Below are 19,205 nucleotides of genomic sequence, written 5' to 3' on the forward strand. Positions count from 1 at the left end.
CTTTTTCTTTGAGAACTTGATAAATAGGATGGATTTTCGCAAACGAAAGTGCACCCTATTAATTAGCCTGCAAATCTTATCAAAGAGGCGGGATAATCGCTCTAAAATACCCCTATTGCTTTCGTTTGATATTCATATTATTTCGATTAAGTTCATTTAATGCATAAATGAAATAAAGGGTGTCAGCGAAAAAGCATTGGGAGTGCTGCAATACGGGCCTGAATTATGTTGAAGTGGCCACCCGCTCAAAAAGAGCAACGTGGTTTTTGGAGAGATGCATATATTCATTCGAGATTAGCGAAAATGGGTTGCAACGGAATACATATTCGCATCCTGACAAGATCTCTGCCATTCGAGCGGGAGGAGCATAGTAAATGACACAGTTCGTCGGTTCCATCGATCAGGGAACCACCAGTTCACGTTTTATCATTTTTGACCGGAACGGCGATATTGTCGCCATGGATCAGCGCGAACACGAGCAGATCTATCCCAAGGCTGGCTGGGTTGAGCACAATGCCAATGAAATCTGGCGCAACACGCAGCATGTTATCGGCGAAACACTGAAGAAAGCGAAGCTCAAGGCTTCCGATATTGCATCCGTCGGCATCACCAATCAGCGCGAAACAACGCTGCTGTGGGACAGGAAGACCGGCGCACCGCTTTACAATGCCATTGTCTGGATGGACACACGCACGGACGAGCTGGTCGATCATTTTGTCAAAGATGGTGGCGCGGATCGCCTGCGCGATAAGACGGGACTGCCGATTTCGACTTACTTCTCGGGCCTTAAACTGCGCTGGATACTCGATAATGTTCCCGGTGCGCGCGAAAAGGCCGAAGCAGGCGATGCGCTGTTCGGCACGATGGATAGCTGGCTTGTCTGGAATCTCACCGGCGGCGCAAAAGGCGGCATTCACATCACCGATGTAACCAATGCGTCACGCACGCAGTTGATGGACTTGTCTACGCTCAAATGGGACGAGGAAATCCTGCAGCTGTTCGGTATTCCCGCAGCTTGTCTGCCGGAAATTCGTTCTTCCAGCGAAGTCTATGGCGAGATTACCCTGCCCGCGCTTGTCAGTGTGAAGCTTGCAGGCATTCTGGGCGATCAGCAGGCAGCCCTTTTCGGTCAGGCCTGCCTTGAGCCGGGCGAAGCCAAGAACACCTATGGCACCGGCTGCTTCATGCTGATGAATACTGGCGAGAAGCTGGTTCCATCCACCTATGGGCTTCTAACGACTGTTGCCTATCAGCTTGGTGAGCAAAAGCCGGTCTATGCGCTGGAAGGGTCTATCGCAATCACCGGCGCACTGGTGCAATGGCTGCGCGATAATCTTGGCATTATCAAAACCAGCGCTGACATTGAAACACTGGCGCGCACGGTCGAAGACAATGGCGATGTCTATTTCGTTCCGGCCTTCTCAGGCCTTTACGCACCACATTGGGAAGATTCCGCACGCGGCGTCATTGCTGGTCTGACGCGCTTTGCCAATAAAGGTCACATTGCCCGCGCCGCCCTTGAAGCAAGCGCCTATCAGGTGCGCGAAGTGCTGGAAGCTATGGTCAAGGATTCAGGCGTAGAGATTACTGAACTGCGTGCCGATGGTGGCATGACCATCAACGAGCTGCTCATGCAGTTCCAGTCCGACATTCTGAATGTTCCGGTCGTGCGTCCGAAGATCATCGAAACCACAGCACTTGGTGCCGCTTATGCGGCTGGGCTTGCCGTCGGCTATTGGAAATCGACAAACGACATTATTGAGAACTGGCAGGTCGGCCAGCGCTGGCATCCAAAGATGACGGCAAAGGAACGCACCAGTCTGTTCAACGCGTGGGAAAAGGCCGTGCAGCGGTCTCTCAACTGGGTTGATTAAAACTAAAGCATGTCGCGGAAAAGTGGGAACCGGTTTTCCGATAACGACATGCGTAAAAACAATGAGTTAGAGCGAGCGTTGTGGATACAATTAACCGCGACACGCTCTAAGGCTCTCGTAACAGACCGAACTTGAAAACGATCAATGATTATCGACAGCCGGTGAGCACATCCGCTCACCGGGCGGCTTTTTAGTACCTAAATTATTCTCTCGGAGTAGATGATGAGTAATGGTTTTATCGGTGAATTTCTCGGCACGATGGTGCTTATCCTGTTGGGCGATGGCGTGGTTGCAAACGTGCTTCTTGCAAAATCCAAAGGCCAGAATTCCGGCTGGATCGTTATTACCGCAGGCTGGGGCTTTGCGGTTCTCTGTGGTGTGATGGTTGCCGTTGCGGCTGGCAGTGCGGGTCATCTGAACCCCGCTGTGACGCTTGCTTTTTATGCGGCCGGTACTTTTCCGGCGGCTGAAGTAGCACCCTATATTGCCGCTCAGATGCTTGGTGCTTTCGCAGGCGCAGTGCTTGTCTATCTTGCCTACCTGCCTCACTGGAAGCCAACGGAAGACAAAAGCCTCAAGCTCGGCGTCTTCTGCACCGGGCCTGCCATCCGCAACATACCAGCCAATTGCCTGACGGAAATAATCGGCACATTTGTTCTGGTCTTTGTGGTCATTGCCATTGGTGCAAAGGCTGTTGGTGCAAAGGCTGTTGGTGCAACAGGCGTCCTTGGACCACTGATGGTCGGCCTGCTTGTCTGGGCGCTCGGTGTTTCACTGGGCGGCCCCACCGGCTATGCGATCAATCCGGCGCGCGATCTCGGACCACGCATCGCCCACGCATTGCTGCCTATTCCGGGAAAAGGCGGCTCGGATTGGTCTTATGCCTGGGTGCCCGTAGCAGCGCCGATCATCGGCGGCCTTCTCGCGATCACATGCGCCAAAGCTGCTGGCATGATGTAATGATTGAGCGATGAAATCAGCGCGCCGGGATGCGCGCTGACTTTCCTTATCGATCCGCTGGATAAGGTGTTCTTGCGGCAAGCAGAATGCCAATCGCAAAGAAGAGCACCAGCACCGACATCCCTATTGCGGCTGAATGGGTGATCGCGGTTATGGATGCCACGAGGAAGGGGCCGACAAAGCTCGTTGCCCGCCCTGCCAAGGCATAGATACCGAAATAACGGCCTGATTCTTCAGGCCTGATGCTGCGGGCAAACCACGATCGGGAGGACGCCTGCACAGGGCCGAAGGCAGCGCCCAGCATGACGCCGTAAACCAGGAAGGCATGTTCCGCAGGGGTCGCGAACAAACCTTGAGCCGGCAAATATTCCAGTGGCATGATGCCGAACATCAGATAATCGCGCCCTGTCGATACAATCCCAACGGACGCCAGCAACAAAAGCCACAGTGAAATCATAACGATGACTTTAGAGCCAAAACGCGTATCCATGCGGCTCGCAACAAGGCAACTGAAAATCGCCATGACATTGGTGATCATGCCGAACAGGCCGATCTCAGTGATCGACCACTGAAACATGGAGGCGGCATAGCCTGCACCCAGTGCAATGATTGCATTAACGCCATCCTGATAGACCATCCGCGCGATGAGAAATCGTGCGATCCCGGGGCGTTTACGAACCTCGCTTAATGTTGCCTTGAGCTCAGACAGACCTTTGCCCAGCGCCTGTCGCAAGGGCTTTCCTCGCGCCTGATCAGGCGTAAAAAGAAACATCGGCAAAATAAATATCAGATACCAGAGTGCGGAGATTGGCCCGGTTATACGGGCATCTTCGCCTTGCACAGGATCAAGCCCGAACAAGGGTTTCATACCGATAATCGTTTTGCCGGTTTCAGGTGAAGCGGCGAGGCAAAAGACCACAAAGATCAAAACGATCATGCCACCGAGATAACCAAGGCCCCAGGCTAGATTGGAAACGCGCCCAATCTCCTCACGCGGCACGAGGCGCGGCATCATCGAATCGTTGAAGACGATGGAAAACTCTGCCGAAACCATTGCAATGCTGAAGGCAAGCAGAACCCAGAACAGGTTAGCGCCAGGCACTGCCAACCAGAGCGTCATCAGACTGACGATCTTTAGTACGGCAAAGAACCCGATCCACGGCTTGCGAGACCCTGTCTGATCGGCAATCGAACCGAGAATGGGAGAAAGAATTGCGATAGCGAAGCCTGCGGCAGCAAAACCGTAACCCCAGGCGATCTGCCCGGCTTCTGCAGTCTCGGCCATGCGTGAAATGAAGTAAGGACCAAAGATGAACGTGATCACAACTGTAAAAAACGGCTGAGCCGCCCAGTCGAAAAATATCCAGCCCCATACGCCGCGTCGCGAGGCATAACCTCCCGCGCTTAAAGGTTGATCGCTCAACAAATTGCTCCTCGCCCCCGGTGTTAAAAAGCTATTCGGTCATAAATAAGCCAGACCTTATACTGCGGTATCACCACCGACAATAAACAAAAAGGGCGACCTAAGCCGCCCCTTTTAATCAGAGTTGTCGAACCCTCATTGGGTTAAATCGGACATCAGCCCTGCGGCAACTGCCAGACGCGACACGGTGAGATCGCCGCCTTCGGTCAGAGCAACCATACGGTTTCTGATCTGGTCGATACGCGCCGCATCTTCCGCAAACCATGCCGCCGCCGGATCCTTGTCCTTGCCGTGCTTTTTCAGTGCTGCAATCGTGATGCCACGCGCTGCCTGCGTGATCGTATCGCTCGCACGCGATAGTGCCAGACCGTCATAATAGTCGGTGACTGGAATGGTGCGTGCTGCTTCTTCGATACGACCAATGCGGAAGGCTTCCGATACACCGAAATAAGCCTTGGCGGTTGCAACAAGATCGGCAGAAGCCAGATGTGCGATCAATGCGATATCCGGCATGATGCCTGCAAGCTGCAGATTGGCCAGACGCTGAGCAAGCTTCTCAGGCGCACCCTTTTCAACAAAGGTCGCCTTGTCGGCCTGCACGGCATCAATCAAGTAGTCCGGCATCAGACTATCGAAGCGTGGCTCAAGAGCCGAGCGCGCCGTGGTGATGGTGTTCACCAGTTCCGTCAGGTTTGCACGCGTGGTGTCGTTGCGCAGAACCCAGGCGGTCGTCGCAAGCAGCATCTCGCCAACCAGATGATAGAACTGGTTCTGCACATCACCCGCCACCTTGTTATCGAGCGCATCGATAGCGTCATAGATCGCATTGATCTCAAAGCCATCGCGCACCGCCACATAAGCGCGGACGATATCGGCAGGCGACTTGCCTGTCGTATCGGCCAAACGGCTGATGAAGGTGATGCCGCCACGATTAATAATATCGTTAGCCAGCAAAGTAGCGACGATTTCGCGCTTCAGGCGGTGATTGGAAATTTCGTCAGCATAGGTTTTCACCATACGCTTCGGGAAGTAACCAAACAACAGCTGCTCGAAATACGGCTCGTCTGGAAGCCTGCTTGCCACCAGATCGTCCGACAGTGACAGCTTGGCATAAGCGAGCAGAACCGCGAGTTCCGGACGCGTCAGCGGCTGTCCTGATTTCTGACGATCATTAAGCACTGCGTCCGATGGCAGATACTCGACCTTGCGATCCAGCAGCTTGCGCGCTTCAAGCTCGGCCATGAAGCGAGCCTGATAAGGCAGCTCCGTGAGGCCCTGACGTTCGCTTAATGAAAGTGCGAGCGGTTGCAGATAATTGTTGCGCAGCACCAATTCCGACACATCGTCGGTCATACTCACCAGCAGCTTATCGCGTGCAGGACGCTTGAGCTTGCCCGAACGCATGGCAGCAGCCAGTGCAATCTTGATGTTGACCTCAACGTCAGAGCAATTGACGCCTGCAGAGTTGTCGATGGCATCGGTATTGCTGCGGCCACCAGTCAGTGCATATTCGATGCGTCCGCGCTGCGTGACACCGAGATTTGCACCCTCGCCGACAACCTTCGCCCGAACTTCCGAGCCCGTGATACGGATTGCATCATTGGCACGATCACCAACCTGCGCATCCGTTTCAGCACCAGCTCGGATATAGGTACCGATACCGCCGAACCACAGAAGATCAACTTCCGCCTTCAGGATCGCCGTCATGATTTCCTGCGGCGAAGCAGTGGTTTTGCCAAGGCCAATGGCCTTTGCCGCTTCTGCCGACAGCGTGATCGTCTTCTGACTGCGGCTATAAACGCCACCGCCCGACGAGATCTTCGAACGATCGTAATCCTGCCAGCTCGAACGCGGCAGTTCGAACAGACGTTTGCGTTCTGCAAAACCGTCGGCTGGAACAGGGCTTGGATCAATGAAGATATCGCGGTGGTCGAAGGCTGCAACCAGCTTGATCTGCTCCGACAGGAGCATACCGTTACCGAACACGTCGCCCGACATATCGCCCACACCTGCAACCGTAAACGGCTCGGTCTGGATATCCTTGTCGAACTCACGGAAATGCCGCTTCACGGCTTCCCATGCACCGCGCGCAGTGATTGCCATACCTTTGTGATCGTAACCGGCAGAACCACCCGATGCGAAAGCATCATCGAGCCAGAAGTCATGTGCCTGGCTGATCGCATTTGCCGTATCGGAGAAGGTTGCTGTGCCTTTATCGGCAGCAACAACGAAATAAGGATCGTCATTGTCGTGACGAACCACTTCCGCAGGCGGCACAACATCATTGTCATGAATATTATCAGTGACCGACAGAAGCGTGGAAATGAAGACCTTATAGGCATCACGACCGGCTTCAAACACGGCATTGCGATCGCCGCCAACCGGCAGACGCTTCGGATAGAAGCCGCCCTTGGCACCAACCGGCACAATCACCGCATTCTTGACCTGCTGTGCTTTTACGAGACCCAGGACTTCTGTGCGATAATCCTGTGCGCGGTCCGACCAGCGCAGACCGCCACGCGCTACAGCGCCAAAGCGTAGGTGTACGCCTTCCACTTCGGGGCCATAAACGAAAATTTCGCGATACGGACGCGGATCAGGCAGACCTTCGACAAGCCGTGGATTAAGCTTGAACGCGAATGTCACGCGTGGCTTGCCTTCAGCATCCGGCTGATAGGCATTGGTACGCAACGTTGCTTCGATCAGGTTGCGGAAACGACGCAGAATCTGGTCATCATCGATGCTTGGAACGCCGAGAAGTGCCGTTTCGATACCGTCGACCAGCTTCTTTTCAGCAGCGTCGCGACGCTTGGCCGATGGGTTGAAGCGCAGATCAAACAGCGAATAAAGATCACTGGCGATTTCCGGATAGCGGTTGAGTGCTGCGGCAATGAAACCTTGCGAATAGGCAATACCTGCCTGCTGCAGATAGCGGCCATAAGAACGCAGGATCATGATCTGGCGTGCGCTCAGACGTGCGGTCTGCACCAGAGCGTTATAACCGTCATTGTCAGCGAGAGCGTCCCAGACATTGCGGAACACATCTTCCAGCATCTCGCCATCATCGGACAGATCAACAGGCGCGCCATAGGCGTTCACGAGCTGCATGTCATGCACGTAAACTGCAGCACCATCGTTGCCTGCTTGCGGCAGATCGATGGTCTGCTCGCTAACAACGCGGAAGCCCATGTTTTCAAGAAGCGGCACGCGCTGTGACAGCACAACCGGCGCGCCATGATGGTAGAGCTTGAGCGAAACCGCATCCGGACCATCGGTGCGATAACGATAGAAGTCCACGAAAAGCGGGGCTTCTGCACTCAGGCCAGCAATGCGTTCTGCATCGACCAGCGCTTCCGGAGCGGTGAAGATTTCGCGATAGGATTGCGGGAAGCTCGAAGCCAGAGCAATGGTCTTTGCATCTGCGCTGTCCGAGCTTTCACGCACGGCGTCTTCCCATGTGCGAACGATCGAACGCACTTCTTCTTCCAGCGCATCGCGATCCACATGCGGCGTGGAACGTTCATGACGACGGATGACGAACTGAACGCGCGTCAGACCATTCTGCAGGAAGACTGGATGGAATTCGAAGCTGTCGCCGCTATAAATTTCAACGAGGTAGCGACCAATCTTCTCACGCACGACAGAGTCGTAACGGTCACGCGGGATATAGACCAGCACGGTGGCAAAACGGCCAAAGCGGTCAAGACGCGGGATTGCACGAACGCGTGGGCGCTCGCCAAGAGCCAGGATCAGTTCGGCATTGGCTGTGAGGCTTTCCGCATCGATCTGGAAAAGTTCATCACGCGGATATTCTTCCAGCACATTCACAAGCGCCTTGCCGGAATGGTCTTCGCGGTTGAAGCCAAGGTGCTTGATAACCGTATCAGCCTTGGAACGGATGAACGGAATACCGGCAACCGAGCTGATATAGGCAACGGATGTGAACAGACCAACGAGACGCAGCTCGCCAATCGCGTCGCCATTTGGCCCAAAAATCTTCACGCCAACATAGTCGAGGTAAGACCGGCGATGCACCAGTGAAAGCGAATTGGCCTTGGTGACGATCAGCGGTTCGCTGCTATCGAGGAATTCTGTAACCTCGCGCGGCGTAACCGTGTCATCGTCGTCCTTGCGCAGAACGCGGACTTCGCTGTCATTGAGGATGCCGAGTGTTTCCTTGACCGGAACCAGCTCACGCTTTTCGCCCTTGCCCTTGAAGGTTAGCTCGCGCATTCCGAGGAAAATGAAGCGATCATCACGCAGCCATTCAAGGAAAGCGATTGCCTCCGGCATGGCTGGATCAAGCGTCAGTTCCTGAACGCGCTTGTAATCGGCGATGGCGTCATCAAGACGCTTCAGCATCGGTTTCCAGTCGCTGACAGCAGCGCGAACCTGTCCGAGCACGCGCTTGATGGCGGCGGTCAGATCAGCTTTGGCCTGCTTGTCGAGGGCTGGCAGATGGATCTGCACAAGGCTGACGCGCTCAACGCCCTTGGCGGGTGCGAGCTGCGAAGCTTCGCCCAGAATTGTAAGGCCGTCCTTTTCCCGCTCGATATCGAGAACCGGGTGAACAACCATGAAAATCTGGCTGACATGATCGTTCAGCTCACCCATGATCGAGTCGAGCAGGAACGGCATGTTGTCGTTGACGATGGTAATTACGCTGACGGGGCGGCCATGGCGTTCGATGCTGTTATCGACGCTGATGATGCTCTTGCCCTTGCGATAAGATTCAAGCGCTTCATAGCCGTACTGGGCAGATTTATCGAGCGCTGCAGCATCGTAAGCCGCAAGATCTTCGGGCGGTGCCCATTCGAAGAGAAGCTGCGAAAAGGCGATGAGCGCCTTCGACTGTCCTCCCTTCTTCTCCTCCTTGGCTGCCTTAGAACCCTTAACTTTGCTCGACCGATCCTGCTTTGCAGTCACGTCGGATACTCCTGTCATGATGGCAATGCGCGCCAAACTAGCAGATTGCCCATGCGTTTCGATGACAAATCGTTGAAAACAACCAAATATTTCCGTGAAAGTCAGAAAATTCGCATCTAATCCATTTAAATTGGAACAAAACTTCGGAAAGCTTTTCAAAAATTTTAGAATATGCCGTTTGGCTTTCCGGAAATAGTCATGCGAGCTTTACGTAAGCGTCACAAAAGCTAAATTTCGCCACAAATGAGCGTCGAATCTGCCGCGCAATTCAACCGATCAAAGCTCGATCAGATGGTCGTCCAGTTCATTGATATTGTGCTCGCCCGCGGGGAAATGATTTTCCAGCAAAGCCCCCGCCTGACCAATCGCCAGCACGAAACCTTCGGCCACTTCCGCACGCGAAGCATGATGCGTCAGTGTGGCAACAATGCCGTTCCATTCTTCCTGCTCGACCCGCGCATGAATGCCTGCATCGGCAATCACCTCCGCATAATGTTCAGCCATGGAAACAAACAGCAGAATACCGGTGCGATGTTCGGTGATGTGGACATTGCGCGCCAGAAACTGCTGTAGCGCATTGAGATGCGCGCGCTTGTAGCGAATACGGCGCGGCACCAGCAGAAGACGGATTGACGGCAAAAACCGCAGCACCAGCATCGCTGTGATGAACGAGGCCAGCACGGCCAAACCGAACATCGGCAGGCGAATATCAAACCAGTACCAATGCGCAAGAAACGCTGCAATCACCGATGCGATAAGGATGCCGCAGGTCGCAACAAAACCCGCCGCAAAGAAATAGTCATCACTGGTGCGTGCCAGAACCGCGTAGATTTCACCGCTCGTATTCGTTTCAGCAGCACGGATCGCCTCGGCAATGCGCTTGTGATCCTGATCGCTGATAAGGTTTTTGCCTCGCACAGAATTCTCCCTTACCAGCTACCCGAAGCGCCGCCGCCACCCGACGAACCACCGCCGCCGGAAAACCCGCCGCCACCGCTGCTGCCCGATGACCATCCGCCACCACCGCCGGAAAAGCCACCGCCGCCGCCGGAACCGCCACGGGAATTAAAATCCATCACCATGCCAAGCCAGCGATATTTTCCCGGACCGATCTTTTGGCCAAAAATCGGTGTCAGGATTGCCATGCCGAAACCGCCGAAGAAGATCAGGGCCCAGAAGGTAATGAAAACGACGAAAACCCAATCGATGTCATCGGAACCGGAACTCGTCTGAACATTCCGCTTGGCACGCGCTTCAAGTTCGGCAGCATCGCCGGACAGCACAGACAGAATGCCATCGACACCCTGCACGATACCGTTTGAATAATTGCCGGTGCGGAATTCCGGAATAATCGTGCCATTGATGATGACGCTCGAAAGCGCATCCGTCATCGTGCCTTCAAGCCCGTAACCGACCTCGATACGCACCTTGCGATCATTGGGTGCCACAACCAGCAGAATACCGTTGTTTTCCTGCTTCTGACCAAGCGCCCAGGCACGGAACAAGCGATTGGAATAGCTTTCAATGTCCTCGCCATTGAGGCTTGGAACAGTCACCACGACCACCTGATCGGATGACTTTGCTTCAAAATCCGCGAGTTTCTGGGTGAGTTGCTGCCGCTCAGCCGGATCAATGATCCCCGCCGCATCAACGACACGTCCCGTCAGCACCTGTGCCGGCTGTGCTGCATCCTGCGCATTCGCACCAACCGCAACAAAACTCGCAAACAGAAAAAACAGAAAAGCCGCAAGCAGTCGTGGCCCATTCAGGCCACGAACGACCGCCTCACGAAAGGGAAGCAAAGCTGCCACGGAACGCCCGATCAGTTGTTGAAGTTGACCTGAGGCGCCGACTGGCTTGCAGCATCTGCAGTGAATGTCTGCATTGGCACGGCATCACGATACCAGATCCATGTCCAGATCATCGTCGGCATGGTGCGGATCGCCGTATTATAGACGCGGACCGCTTCGATATAATCGCGGCGTGCTACGGCAATGCGGTTTTCCGTGCCTTCAAGCTGCGACTGCAGTGCGAGGAAGTTCTGGTTGGCCTTGAGGTCCGGATAACGCTCCACCACCACCATCAAGCGCGAAAGCGCACTGGTGAGGTTGGCCTGATTGTCCTGAAACTGCTTGAAGAGCTCTGGATTATTGAGTGTCTCCGGCGTGATCTGCACCTGCGTTGCCTTGGCACGCGCGTCGATGACAGCCTGCAGAGTTTCTTTTTCGTGGGCAGCATAACCCTTCACAGTCTCAACCAGGTTGGGAACGAGATCGGCACGGCGCTGATACTGGTTCTGCACTTCGCTCCACGCAGCCTTGGCTTTTTCCTCATTGGTGGGAATGGTGTTGAAACCGCAAGCCGAAAGCAGCGGCACAAGCATCACAAGACCCAGAGCAATGAAAATACGGCGAACCGATGCTGGGAATGAGAAAGAACGGATAGCGGTCACAGCCGACATAGTGTTCTCCTGAAAAAGGCGCCTTCGCAGCGCCAGAGACAATCATGGTTGCCCGCATATGCGTGTTCACGAAAATGCGAGCCGTCAAATCAATAAGATAAAGCAATTTCTCGCATCGTCCAGCCCGTTTGCCAAGATGATCCGAGCATCGTCCTGGACGAAACAAACTGACGCTCTTCTATCATGTTGACTCTATCAACATTCAGTATATTGATAGAGTCAACATAACAGGCGACGTGCAAAGGCAGATGCGGGTATGACACTCAATCAAAATCAGGACGATATTAGCAAGCTGCGCGCTTTCAACCGCGTCTATACGCGTCGCTTAGGCCTACTCAACGCTCATCTCGACAAGAGCCCGTTCACGCTCACTGAAGCGCGCATTCTCTACGAGATCGCACATCGGGCCATGCCGACTGCCGCAGACGTCATGCGCGTTCTCGGGCTTGATCGTGGTCAGCTCAGCAGAACGCTGAAACGATTTGCTGAACGTGGCTTGCTGGAAACATCGCAGCACCCTGATGGTGGCCGTAGCCGTCCGATTGAACTGACCGACGCAGGGCGAAAAGCCTATTCGGCACTCGAAAGCAACACCTGCAAGGCTGTCGGTGGGCTACTCGACGAACTGCATCCGGACCAGCGCACCAATCTGGTGGCTGCCGCAGGCACCATCATGCGCATATTCGATGAGGATCACCGCCCGGAAGTGAAGTTGCGCGACTTGCAGGCTGGCGACCTCGGCTGGATCATCCATAGGCAAGCTTTGCTTTACAGCAAAGAATATGGCTGGAACCACGAATATGAAGCACTCGTCGCCCGTATTCTTGCCGACTACATTGAATCCTTTGACCCAACACATGATGGAGCCTGGGTGGCTGAACTCGATGGTCGCATCATTGGCTCGGTCTTTCTGGTGCGTGGAGACCGGCCAAAACTTGGCAAACTGCGTTTGCTATATGTCGAGCAGGAAGCACGCGGAACAGGTGTCGGGGCGAAGCTGGTAAATGCTTGTATTGAACGCGCCCGCGCAGTCGGTGACGATCAACTCACCTTATGGACGAATAGCGTTTTGACCACAGCCCGGCGTCTCTATGAGCGGGCTGGATTCCAGTTTGTCGACGAAGCACCGCACCATTCGTTCGGCGTTGATCTGATCGGACAGACCTGGGAAATGGATCTGAAGTAAAATCAGGCAGACCTTTAATCAGAACATAAAAAAGGCAGCGGATTGCTCCGCTGCCTTTTCATTCGCAATGTGCGAAAGATTATTCGCTTGCAGCTTCTTCAGCTGGAGCAGCTGCTGCGGCAGCAGCGGCTTCTGCTTCAGCTGCAGCCTTTGCAGCTGCATCTTCTTCAGCCTGCTTGGCAAGAGCGAGACGCTCCTGAGCCTTCTTACCTGGCAGACCCTTGGTCAGGTTGCTGCGTTCTTCACGCTTTGCAAGACCGGCCTGATCGAGGAAGCGAAGAACGCGATCGGTTGGCTGTGCGCCCTGTGCAATCCAATGCTGGATGCGGTCAGCGTCGAGCTTTACGCGTTCAGCGTCTTTAGCAAGCATTGGGTTCCATGCACCAACGGTTTCGATGAAACGGCCGTCGCGTGGGCTGCGAGCGTCAGCAACAACAACGTGGTAGTAAGGACGCTTCTTGGAGCCAGCGCGGGCGAGACGGATCTTAAGAGCCATTTTTTCTTTCCTTTAGACAATAGTTCTGCCCTGACGGGCAATTGGTTGAACCGCTTTTACGGTGTTCAGTTTCCGCTGTGATTGGCAGCGGCATGCTCATGGTGCCGAATGACTTCCTTCACGATGAAGTTCAGGAATTTTTCGGCAAAATCTGGATCAAGATGGGCGTCAACTGCGAGGCCACGAAGGCGCTCGACCTGACGCTTCTCACGGACTGGGTCAGCAGCAGCAAGGCCGCGCTCAGCTTTCAGGACACCCACAGCCTTGGTGCAGCGAAAACGCTCCGCAAGCATGTGGATCAGTGCTGCATCGATGTTATCGATGGACGCACGCAGTGCGAGAAGTTCAGCAGGTACAGTGTTCTGTTCGTCAGCCATCTTACTCACTTCTTCTTCGGCAAACCGGGAAGACCGCCGCCAAGACCTGGAAGCTTAGGTCCACCTAAACCTGGAAGGCCACCACCGGGAAGACCCGGCAGACCACCACCCTTGGTGAGACCAGCTGCTTCTGCCTGTTTGGCAAGCGCTTCAAGCTGCTTTGGGTCCATTTTGGATAGATCAGGCATACCGCCCATACCGCCAAGACCACCAAGGCCCATCTTGTTGGCAAGGCCGCCCATCATCTGCTTCATCATTCCGCCCTTGCCCTTGCCCATGACTTTCATCATGTCGGCCATCTGGCGGTGCATCTTGAGAAGCTTGTTGATGTCGGCAGCATTGGTGCCGGAACCCTTGGCAATGCGCTGCTTGCGGCTGTGCTTGAGAAGGTCGGGATTGGCCCGCTCAGCCTTGGTCATCGAGCCTATGATGGCGAGCTGACGATCAAATACCTTATCGTCAAGACCGACTGCTGCAGCCTTGTCCTTCATTCCGCCCATGCCGGGCATCATGCCCATGATGCTGCCCATACCACCGAGCTTTTTCATCTGGCCCAGCTGGTCAGCAAGATCGTTGAGATCGAACTTGCCTGACTGCATCTTTTTGGCCATCGCAGCGGCTTTTTCCGCATCGATGTTTTCGGCAGCCTTTTCGACGAGCGAAACAATGTCGCCCATGCCCAGAATTCGGTCGGCAATGCGCTTTGGATAGAACTCCTCAAGCGCATCCATTTTTTCGCCGGTGGCGATCAGCTTGATCGGCTTGCCGGTGATGGCGCGCATCGAAAGCGCTGCACCGCCACGGCCATCGCCATCCATACGGGTGAGGACGATACCGGTAATACCCACGCGTTCATCAAAATTGCGCGCGAGATTAACGGCGTCCTGACCGGTGAGGCTGTCTGCCACAAGCAGGATTTCATGCGGATTGGCGGCCTTGCGGATATCCGCCATTTCCACCATCAGCGGCTCGTCGATATGCGTGCGACCAGCAGTATCGAGGATCACCACATCATGACCGCCAAGCTTTGCAGCCTGGACGGCGCGCTTGGCGATTTCAACCGGCGACTGGCCAGCGATGATCGGCAATGTATCGACAGAGGTCTGGATGCCAAGCTGACGAAGCTGTTCCTGTGCTGCCGGACGACGTGTATCGAGCGACGCCATCAGCACCTTCTTGCGCTGACGTTCGGTCAGACGCTTGGAGATCTTGCCGGTTGTCGTCGTCTTACCTGAGCCCTGCAGACCCACCATCATAATGACGACAGGTGCCGGTGCGTTCAGGTCAATCGAAACGCCTTCAGTGCCGAGCATTTCGATAAGTTCGTCATGGACGATCTTAACGACCATCTGGCCGGGCTTGATGCTTTTCAGAATTTCTGCGCCGACTGCCTTCTCACGAACGCGATCGGTAAACGAGCGAACCACTTCCAGCGAGACGTCGGCTTCAATAAGCGCACGACGCACTTCGCGCAGCGCAGCCGTCACGTCGCTTTCAGAAAGAGCGCCGCGTCCGGTAAGGCCGTTCAGAATGGAGCCAAGACGCTCCTGAAGTGATTCAAACATCGAGTTTCCTTTTAATCCGAGAGGAGGCGTAAGGCTTCGTCAGGGATACATCGTTCTTTGATCAGACCAGTTCAAGAAGCAACCAAAGCGATACAGCACCCGAGGGCGCATCGCGCTGTCGGATGTGGACCTCCGGGATCTCTTTATACCTAATGGGTCCCGGTCGGTGGCTCGCGTTCTGAAGATCGCGGATAGATTGGGTGTGGCTTTAGGGGCTTGAGCCTGCAATGTCAAGCAAAAGCCAGAAAACGGCCCCGACACGATAGGTGCGGGGCCGCTTATACAGGCTTTATTCTGCTTGTGAACCAACAAGCGGATCACCGATGCCCATCATATAGAATCCGATCAGCAACAACGTACCTGCCAGTGTCACATAATAGATAGTCGGAATGATCGTCATGCGCATCGTCAAGCCTTCGCGACCCAACAATCCCACAGTTGCAGAAGCGGCCACAACATTATGAATAGCGATCATATTACCTGCTGCGGCACCCACTGACTGTCCCGCAACCATCAAAGCTCCGGAAAGTCCCAACCCTTCTGCAACACCATATTGGAATTGGCTGAGCATGAGATTCGAAACGGTATTGGAGCCCGCAAGGAACGCGCCGAGAGCACCGACGGACGGGGCGAACAACGGATAGATGCTGCCTACCTCGACCGCTACCCAATCTGCCACCATCAGCGGCATACTGACCAACTCCTTTGAATTGACGCCGGAATTGATCATCACACGAACCATCGGAACCGTGAAAAGCAGAACAAAACCTGCTCCGAGCAAGGTCTTCGTACTTTCACCGAACGCCTTTGATAGTTGCGTGACAGACATGCGGTGAATGAAGAAGGTGATCAGACAGACAATAACGAGCAATCCACCGGGCAGAAACAAGGGCGCAAAGTCACCACTTATACCTGTCTCTCCCATGATGTTGGTTGCGGCGAAAGTCACCGACTTCAAAGCATTTCCAACAGCAGGGAATGTGCGACTTACAACGAGAAACAGCGCAAGAAGTATATATGGCGTCCAGGCAAGTCCCAGCGATATCTTTCGAGATGTCAGCTCATCGAGCTTCATCTCGACGCTGCCCATCCAGCCTTCAGGCCACGCTGACGCTGGCGCAAAATCCCAGGTTTGCTTTGGCATTAGAAATCCGGCCCGTGCTGCAAGCGTTGCGAGAGCCAGCCCCACAAGTCCCCCGATCATTGACGGAAATTCAGCACCCAGAAACACAGCGCTGAGAACATAAGGAATAGTGAATGCGAACGCTGCAAAAATGGCGAAAGGCAAGATGGCGAGCCCTTCAGTCCAAGAACGATTTCGACCGAAGAAGCGTGTCATGATGACAACGAGGAAAAGCGGCATGAAAGTCCCACAAACTGCATGCAGGATGGCCGCTTCCGAAGTTATGATGTGAAAGAAGTGTTCCCAGTTCGAACCAGCGCTTTGGAGCTGATCCGTCAATGCCTCGCGATTAAGACCCGATTGAACGCCAACAATCAGTGGCGTTCCAACTGCGCCGAAAGAAACCGGGGTCGATTGAATAATAAGACCGAATGTGACTGCAGCAAGTGCTGGAAAGCCAACGGCAACCATTAACGGGGCGACAACAGCAGCAGGCGTCCCAAAGCCAGATGCCCCTTCGATGAATGAACCGAAAAGCCAGGCAATCAGAAACACCTGAATGCGTCGATCAGGACTGATTTGTGCGAAACCGGAACGGATCGCAGAAATGCCACCCGAATGTTTTAATGTATTGAGCAGCAGGATTGCACCAAAGATAATCCAGAGCAATCCGGCGGTCTGGATCAACCCCTGGATGGTAGAAGCGATGACACGGTTGCCACTCATGCCCCATAGAGCCATCGCAATAACGACTGTAATCAAGTAAGTGACCGGCATGGCGATCCGGGCTTGAATACGAAATCCAACCAGCATTACACCGGCTACGAAAATCGGCAAAAATGCAAATAAAGCAAGAAATCCATTCGACATGTGGCGTCCTCCCTCGTCAATGTCGTGGCCTTAAAGATCAAACTGCAATCATAGTGGTAAATAGTTTTTACCAGCTAGGCTATAGTCCATCGGTATAAAGCACTTTGTCAACCAGAGCGAAAATTGCCGTTCTCAAGCCTTAAACTTGTCAACCTCCCTTATTCTAGCGATAAAACAAACGAAATGGTGGGACTTGGTGTCCTGTTCCGACATGACATTTGGCGTAAAGAATGGCAAATTCGCGCCGAAGTAGAATCAACTCCAAAGGAGAAACGAATGGCATTGATTGCCAAGGGCCGGTCTTGGACCGCAGCAGCAGTTCTTGCAGTGGGTATGATGACGGGTGCAGGTGTTGCCGAGGCAGCCCAGTGCGGCAACAATGCCGTCGGCTATAGTGCCTGGCTCCAGCAGACATTGAAGGAAGCACCGGGCCGCGGCGTCGGCAAGCGTGCGCTCGATGCGCTGGGTAAAACCAAATACGCTCAGGCCACCATCAATGCTGACCGCAATCAGAAGAGCTTCAAGCTCTCCTTCGAGCAGTTCATGCAGAAGCGCGGCGCAAACACGATCATCCAGCGCGGCAAATCGATCAAGAAGCAGAATGCAGCGCTCTTCGCCAATATCGAAAAGCGTTATGGCGTTCCTGCTGGCCCGCTGATCGCGATCTGGGGCATGGAAACCGGCTTCGGCGCATATCTGGGCAAGCAGCATACGCTTTCCGCAGTTGCAACGCTTGCCTATGACTGCCGCCGCAGCGATTACTTCACCGAACAGCTTTACGCAGCGCTGAAGCTCATTGACCGCGAAGATCTTGATCCAAACGCAGTCGGCGCAATGCACGGCGAAATCGGCCAGACCCAGTTCCTGCCAGTCAACGTCCTGAAATATGGCGTGGATGGTGATGGCAGCGGTCATATCGACATGGCCCGCTCGAAGGCTGACGCACTATATTCGACCGCCAACTTCCTGGTCGGCCACGGCTGGCGTCGTGGTGCTGGCTATCAGCCGGGTGAAGCCAATTATGGCGCAATCCAGGGCTGGAATGCTGCGCAGGTCTACCAGCGCGCTATTGCCGTCATGGGCAAGGCAATCGACGAATAATCATACTTATGGCGAAGCGAGAACATTGTTTCGCCATAAAATGAACAGAGAAAAGCCCCGAATTTCGGGGCTTTTTTCGTCTTATGCTGCTGTTTCCGGTGCTTCTATGACCGAACCTTCAGGTCTTTTGAAGTCACCTGTCTGCTGATCCATCACCCAAAGCTCGCCGGTCGAGATATCGAACCATGCGCCATAGAGGGTGAGCTTGCCCTTCTTCTCAAGAATATCGACACATGGGAATGTGCGCAGATTGTTGATCGAATAGCGGATCGAAATACGCTCCAGCGCGGTCTGACGTTCGGTCGGCGTCATCAACTGGTTGCCGCTGACGGTTTCTGCCGCTGGCGCAATCAGGCTCATCCACTTACCGATAAAGTCGCTTGGTGAAAGCGGCGCGCTTTGCGTATCAAGCGCTGCTTTAATACCACCGCACCGGCCATGGCCCATGACTACAATATTCTTCACCTTGAGGCTCTGCACTGCAAATTCGAGTGCCGCAGAAGCCGCATGGAACTCACCATCCGGTTCATAAGGTGGAATAAGATTGGCAACATTGCGCAATACGAAGATTTCGCCCGGTGCCGTGTTGAAAATTGTTTCCGGAGCGGCGCGGGAATCGCAGCAGGCAATAACCAGGGTTTCTGGTGCCTGACCTTTTTCAGCGAGTTCCTTATAACGTGCCGTTTCAGACGCGAAATGCTCGCTCATAAAGGTTTGGTAACCGGCGAGGAGTGTATCTGGAATATCAGCCATGACTTTCCATTATCCCTATCGAAAACGCAGAGCAATCAAAAACGTGAGGCCGCAACTTGCGACCCGTTGCCACTTACAGCGGTTCCAGTT

General features: G+C 54.2%; 14 protein-coding genes. 4 read left to right on the forward strand and 10 right to left on the reverse strand.

Annotation, left to right across the window (positions count from 1 at the left end; all coding sequences use genetic code 11):
• Positions 1-374: 374 nt before the first annotated feature.
• On the forward strand, positions 375-1,874 hold the full coding sequence (glpK, locus tag KMS41_09625; protein ID QWK77342.1) for a glycerol kinase GlpK: 1,500 nt from the start codon (positions 375-377) through the stop codon (positions 1,872-1,874).
• 222 nt (positions 1,875-2,096) lie between these two features.
• Positions 2,097-2,834: an aquaporin family protein gene (locus KMS41_09630; GenBank protein QWK78837.1), complete on the forward strand. Its 738-nt coding sequence runs from the start codon at positions 2,097-2,099 to the stop codon at positions 2,832-2,834.
• 46 nt (positions 2,835-2,880) lie between these two features.
• Here KMS41_09630 and KMS41_09635 read toward each other — a convergent pair whose 3' ends face one another.
• The 5 genes from KMS41_09635 to KMS41_09655 all read right to left on the reverse strand — a co-directional run bounded on the left by KMS41_09635 (position 2,881) and on the right by KMS41_09655 (position 11,644).
• Complete coding sequence (locus tag KMS41_09635; protein QWK77343.1) at positions 2,881-4,257, reverse strand: MFS transporter; 1,377 nt, start codon at positions 4,255-4,257, stop codon at positions 2,881-2,883.
• A gap of 135 nt (positions 4,258-4,392) precedes the next feature.
• On the reverse strand, positions 4,393-9,183 hold the full coding sequence (locus tag KMS41_09640; GenBank protein ID QWK77344.1) for an NAD-glutamate dehydrogenase: 4,791 nt from the start codon (positions 9,181-9,183) through the stop codon (positions 4,393-4,395).
• Between the two features lie 276 nt (positions 9,184-9,459).
• Entirely contained in the window at positions 9,460-10,101 is a 642-nt protein-coding gene (locus KMS41_09645) for a TPM domain-containing protein (protein QWK77345.1), read from the reverse strand.
• An 11-nt stretch (positions 10,102-10,112) separates the two neighbouring features.
• The gene (locus KMS41_09650) at positions 10,113-10,922 is read right to left on the reverse strand and encodes a YgcG family protein (protein QWK78838.1); all 810 of its coding nucleotides are present in this window, start codon (positions 10,920-10,922) and stop codon (positions 10,113-10,115) included.
• Positions 10,923-11,005: 83 nt separating this feature from the next.
• Positions 11,006-11,644, reverse strand: coding sequence for a LemA family protein (locus tag KMS41_09655; GenBank protein ID QWK77346.1), 639 nt, complete (start codon positions 11,642-11,644; stop codon positions 11,006-11,008).
• A 256-nt stretch (positions 11,645-11,900) separates the two neighbouring features.
• Between KMS41_09655 and KMS41_09660 the strand changes: the two genes are divergently transcribed.
• Positions 11,901-12,830: a helix-turn-helix domain-containing GNAT family N-acetyltransferase gene (locus KMS41_09660; GenBank protein ID QWK77347.1), complete on the forward strand. Its 930-nt coding sequence runs from the start codon at positions 11,901-11,903 to the stop codon at positions 12,828-12,830.
• Between the two features lie 79 nt (positions 12,831-12,909).
• Here KMS41_09660 and rpsP read toward each other — a convergent pair whose 3' ends face one another.
• The 4 genes from rpsP to KMS41_09680 all read right to left on the reverse strand — a co-directional run bounded on the left by rpsP (position 12,910) and on the right by KMS41_09680 (position 17,261).
• On the reverse strand, positions 12,910-13,326 hold the full coding sequence (rpsP, locus tag KMS41_09665) for a 30S ribosomal protein S16 (protein ID QWK77348.1): 417 nt from the start codon (positions 13,324-13,326) through the stop codon (positions 12,910-12,912).
• 65 nt (positions 13,327-13,391) lie between these two features.
• Positions 13,392-13,703: a chorismate mutase gene (locus tag KMS41_09670; protein QWK77349.1), complete on the reverse strand. Its 312-nt coding sequence runs from the start codon at positions 13,701-13,703 to the stop codon at positions 13,392-13,394.
• A gap of 5 nt (positions 13,704-13,708) precedes the next feature.
• Positions 13,709-15,268, reverse strand: coding sequence for a signal recognition particle protein (gene ffh, locus KMS41_09675; protein QWK77350.1), 1,560 nt, complete (start codon positions 15,266-15,268; stop codon positions 13,709-13,711).
• A 289-nt stretch (positions 15,269-15,557) separates the two neighbouring features.
• On the reverse strand, positions 15,558-17,261 hold the full coding sequence (locus tag KMS41_09680; protein ID QWK77351.1) for an L-lactate permease: 1,704 nt from the start codon (positions 17,259-17,261) through the stop codon (positions 15,558-15,560).
• Positions 17,262-17,537: 276 nt separating this feature from the next.
• Between KMS41_09680 and KMS41_09685 the strand changes: the two genes are divergently transcribed.
• On the forward strand, positions 17,538-18,362 hold the full coding sequence (locus KMS41_09685) for a lytic murein transglycosylase (GenBank protein QWK77352.1): 825 nt from the start codon (positions 17,538-17,540) through the stop codon (positions 18,360-18,362).
• Positions 18,363-18,443: 81 nt separating this feature from the next.
• Here the strand turns inward: KMS41_09685 and KMS41_09690 are convergent, their stop codons facing one another.
• Positions 18,444-19,115: a carbonic anhydrase gene (locus tag KMS41_09690; GenBank protein ID QWK77353.1), complete on the reverse strand. Its 672-nt coding sequence runs from the start codon at positions 19,113-19,115 to the stop codon at positions 18,444-18,446.
• Positions 19,116-19,205 lie beyond the last annotated feature (90 nt).

It is taken from the genome of Ochrobactrum sp. BTU1 (assembly GCA_018798825.1).
Lineage (GTDB): Bacteria > Pseudomonadota > Alphaproteobacteria > Rhizobiales > Rhizobiaceae > Brucella.

What these genes read in the sequence shown, in the direction of transcription:
- glpK (QWK77342.1), top strand. Translation starts at nt 375, where the DNA reads ATGACACAGTTCGTCGGTTCCATCGATCAGGGAACCACCAGTTCACGT.
- KMS41_09630 (QWK78837.1), top strand. Translation starts at nt 2,097, where the DNA reads ATGAGTAATGGTTTTATCGGTGAATTTCTCGGCACGATGGTGCTTATC.
- KMS41_09655 (QWK77346.1), bottom strand. Translation starts at nt 11,644, where the DNA reads ATGTCGGCTGTGACCGCTATCCGTTCTTTCTCATTCCCAGCATCGGTT.
- KMS41_09660 (QWK77347.1), top strand. Translation starts at nt 11,901, where the DNA reads ATGACACTCAATCAAAATCAGGACGATATTAGCAAGCTGCGCGCTTTC.
- rpsP (QWK77348.1), bottom strand. Translation starts at nt 13,326, where the DNA reads ATGGCTCTTAAGATCCGTCTCGCCCGCGCTGGCTCCAAGAAGCGTCCT.
- KMS41_09670 (QWK77349.1), bottom strand. Translation starts at nt 13,703, where the DNA reads ATGGCTGACGAACAGAACACTGTACCTGCTGAACTTCTCGCACTGCGT.
- ffh (QWK77350.1), bottom strand. Translation starts at nt 15,268, where the DNA reads ATGTTTGAATCACTTCAGGAGCGTCTTGGCTCCATTCTGAACGGCCTT.
- KMS41_09680 (QWK77351.1), bottom strand. Translation starts at nt 17,261, where the DNA reads ATGTCGAATGGATTTCTTGCTTTATTTGCATTTTTGCCGATTTTCGTA.
- KMS41_09685 (QWK77352.1), top strand. Translation starts at nt 17,538, where the DNA reads ATGGCATTGATTGCCAAGGGCCGGTCTTGGACCGCAGCAGCAGTTCTT.
- KMS41_09690 (QWK77353.1), bottom strand. Translation starts at nt 19,115, where the DNA reads ATGGCTGATATTCCAGATACACTCCTCGCCGGTTACCAAACCTTTATG.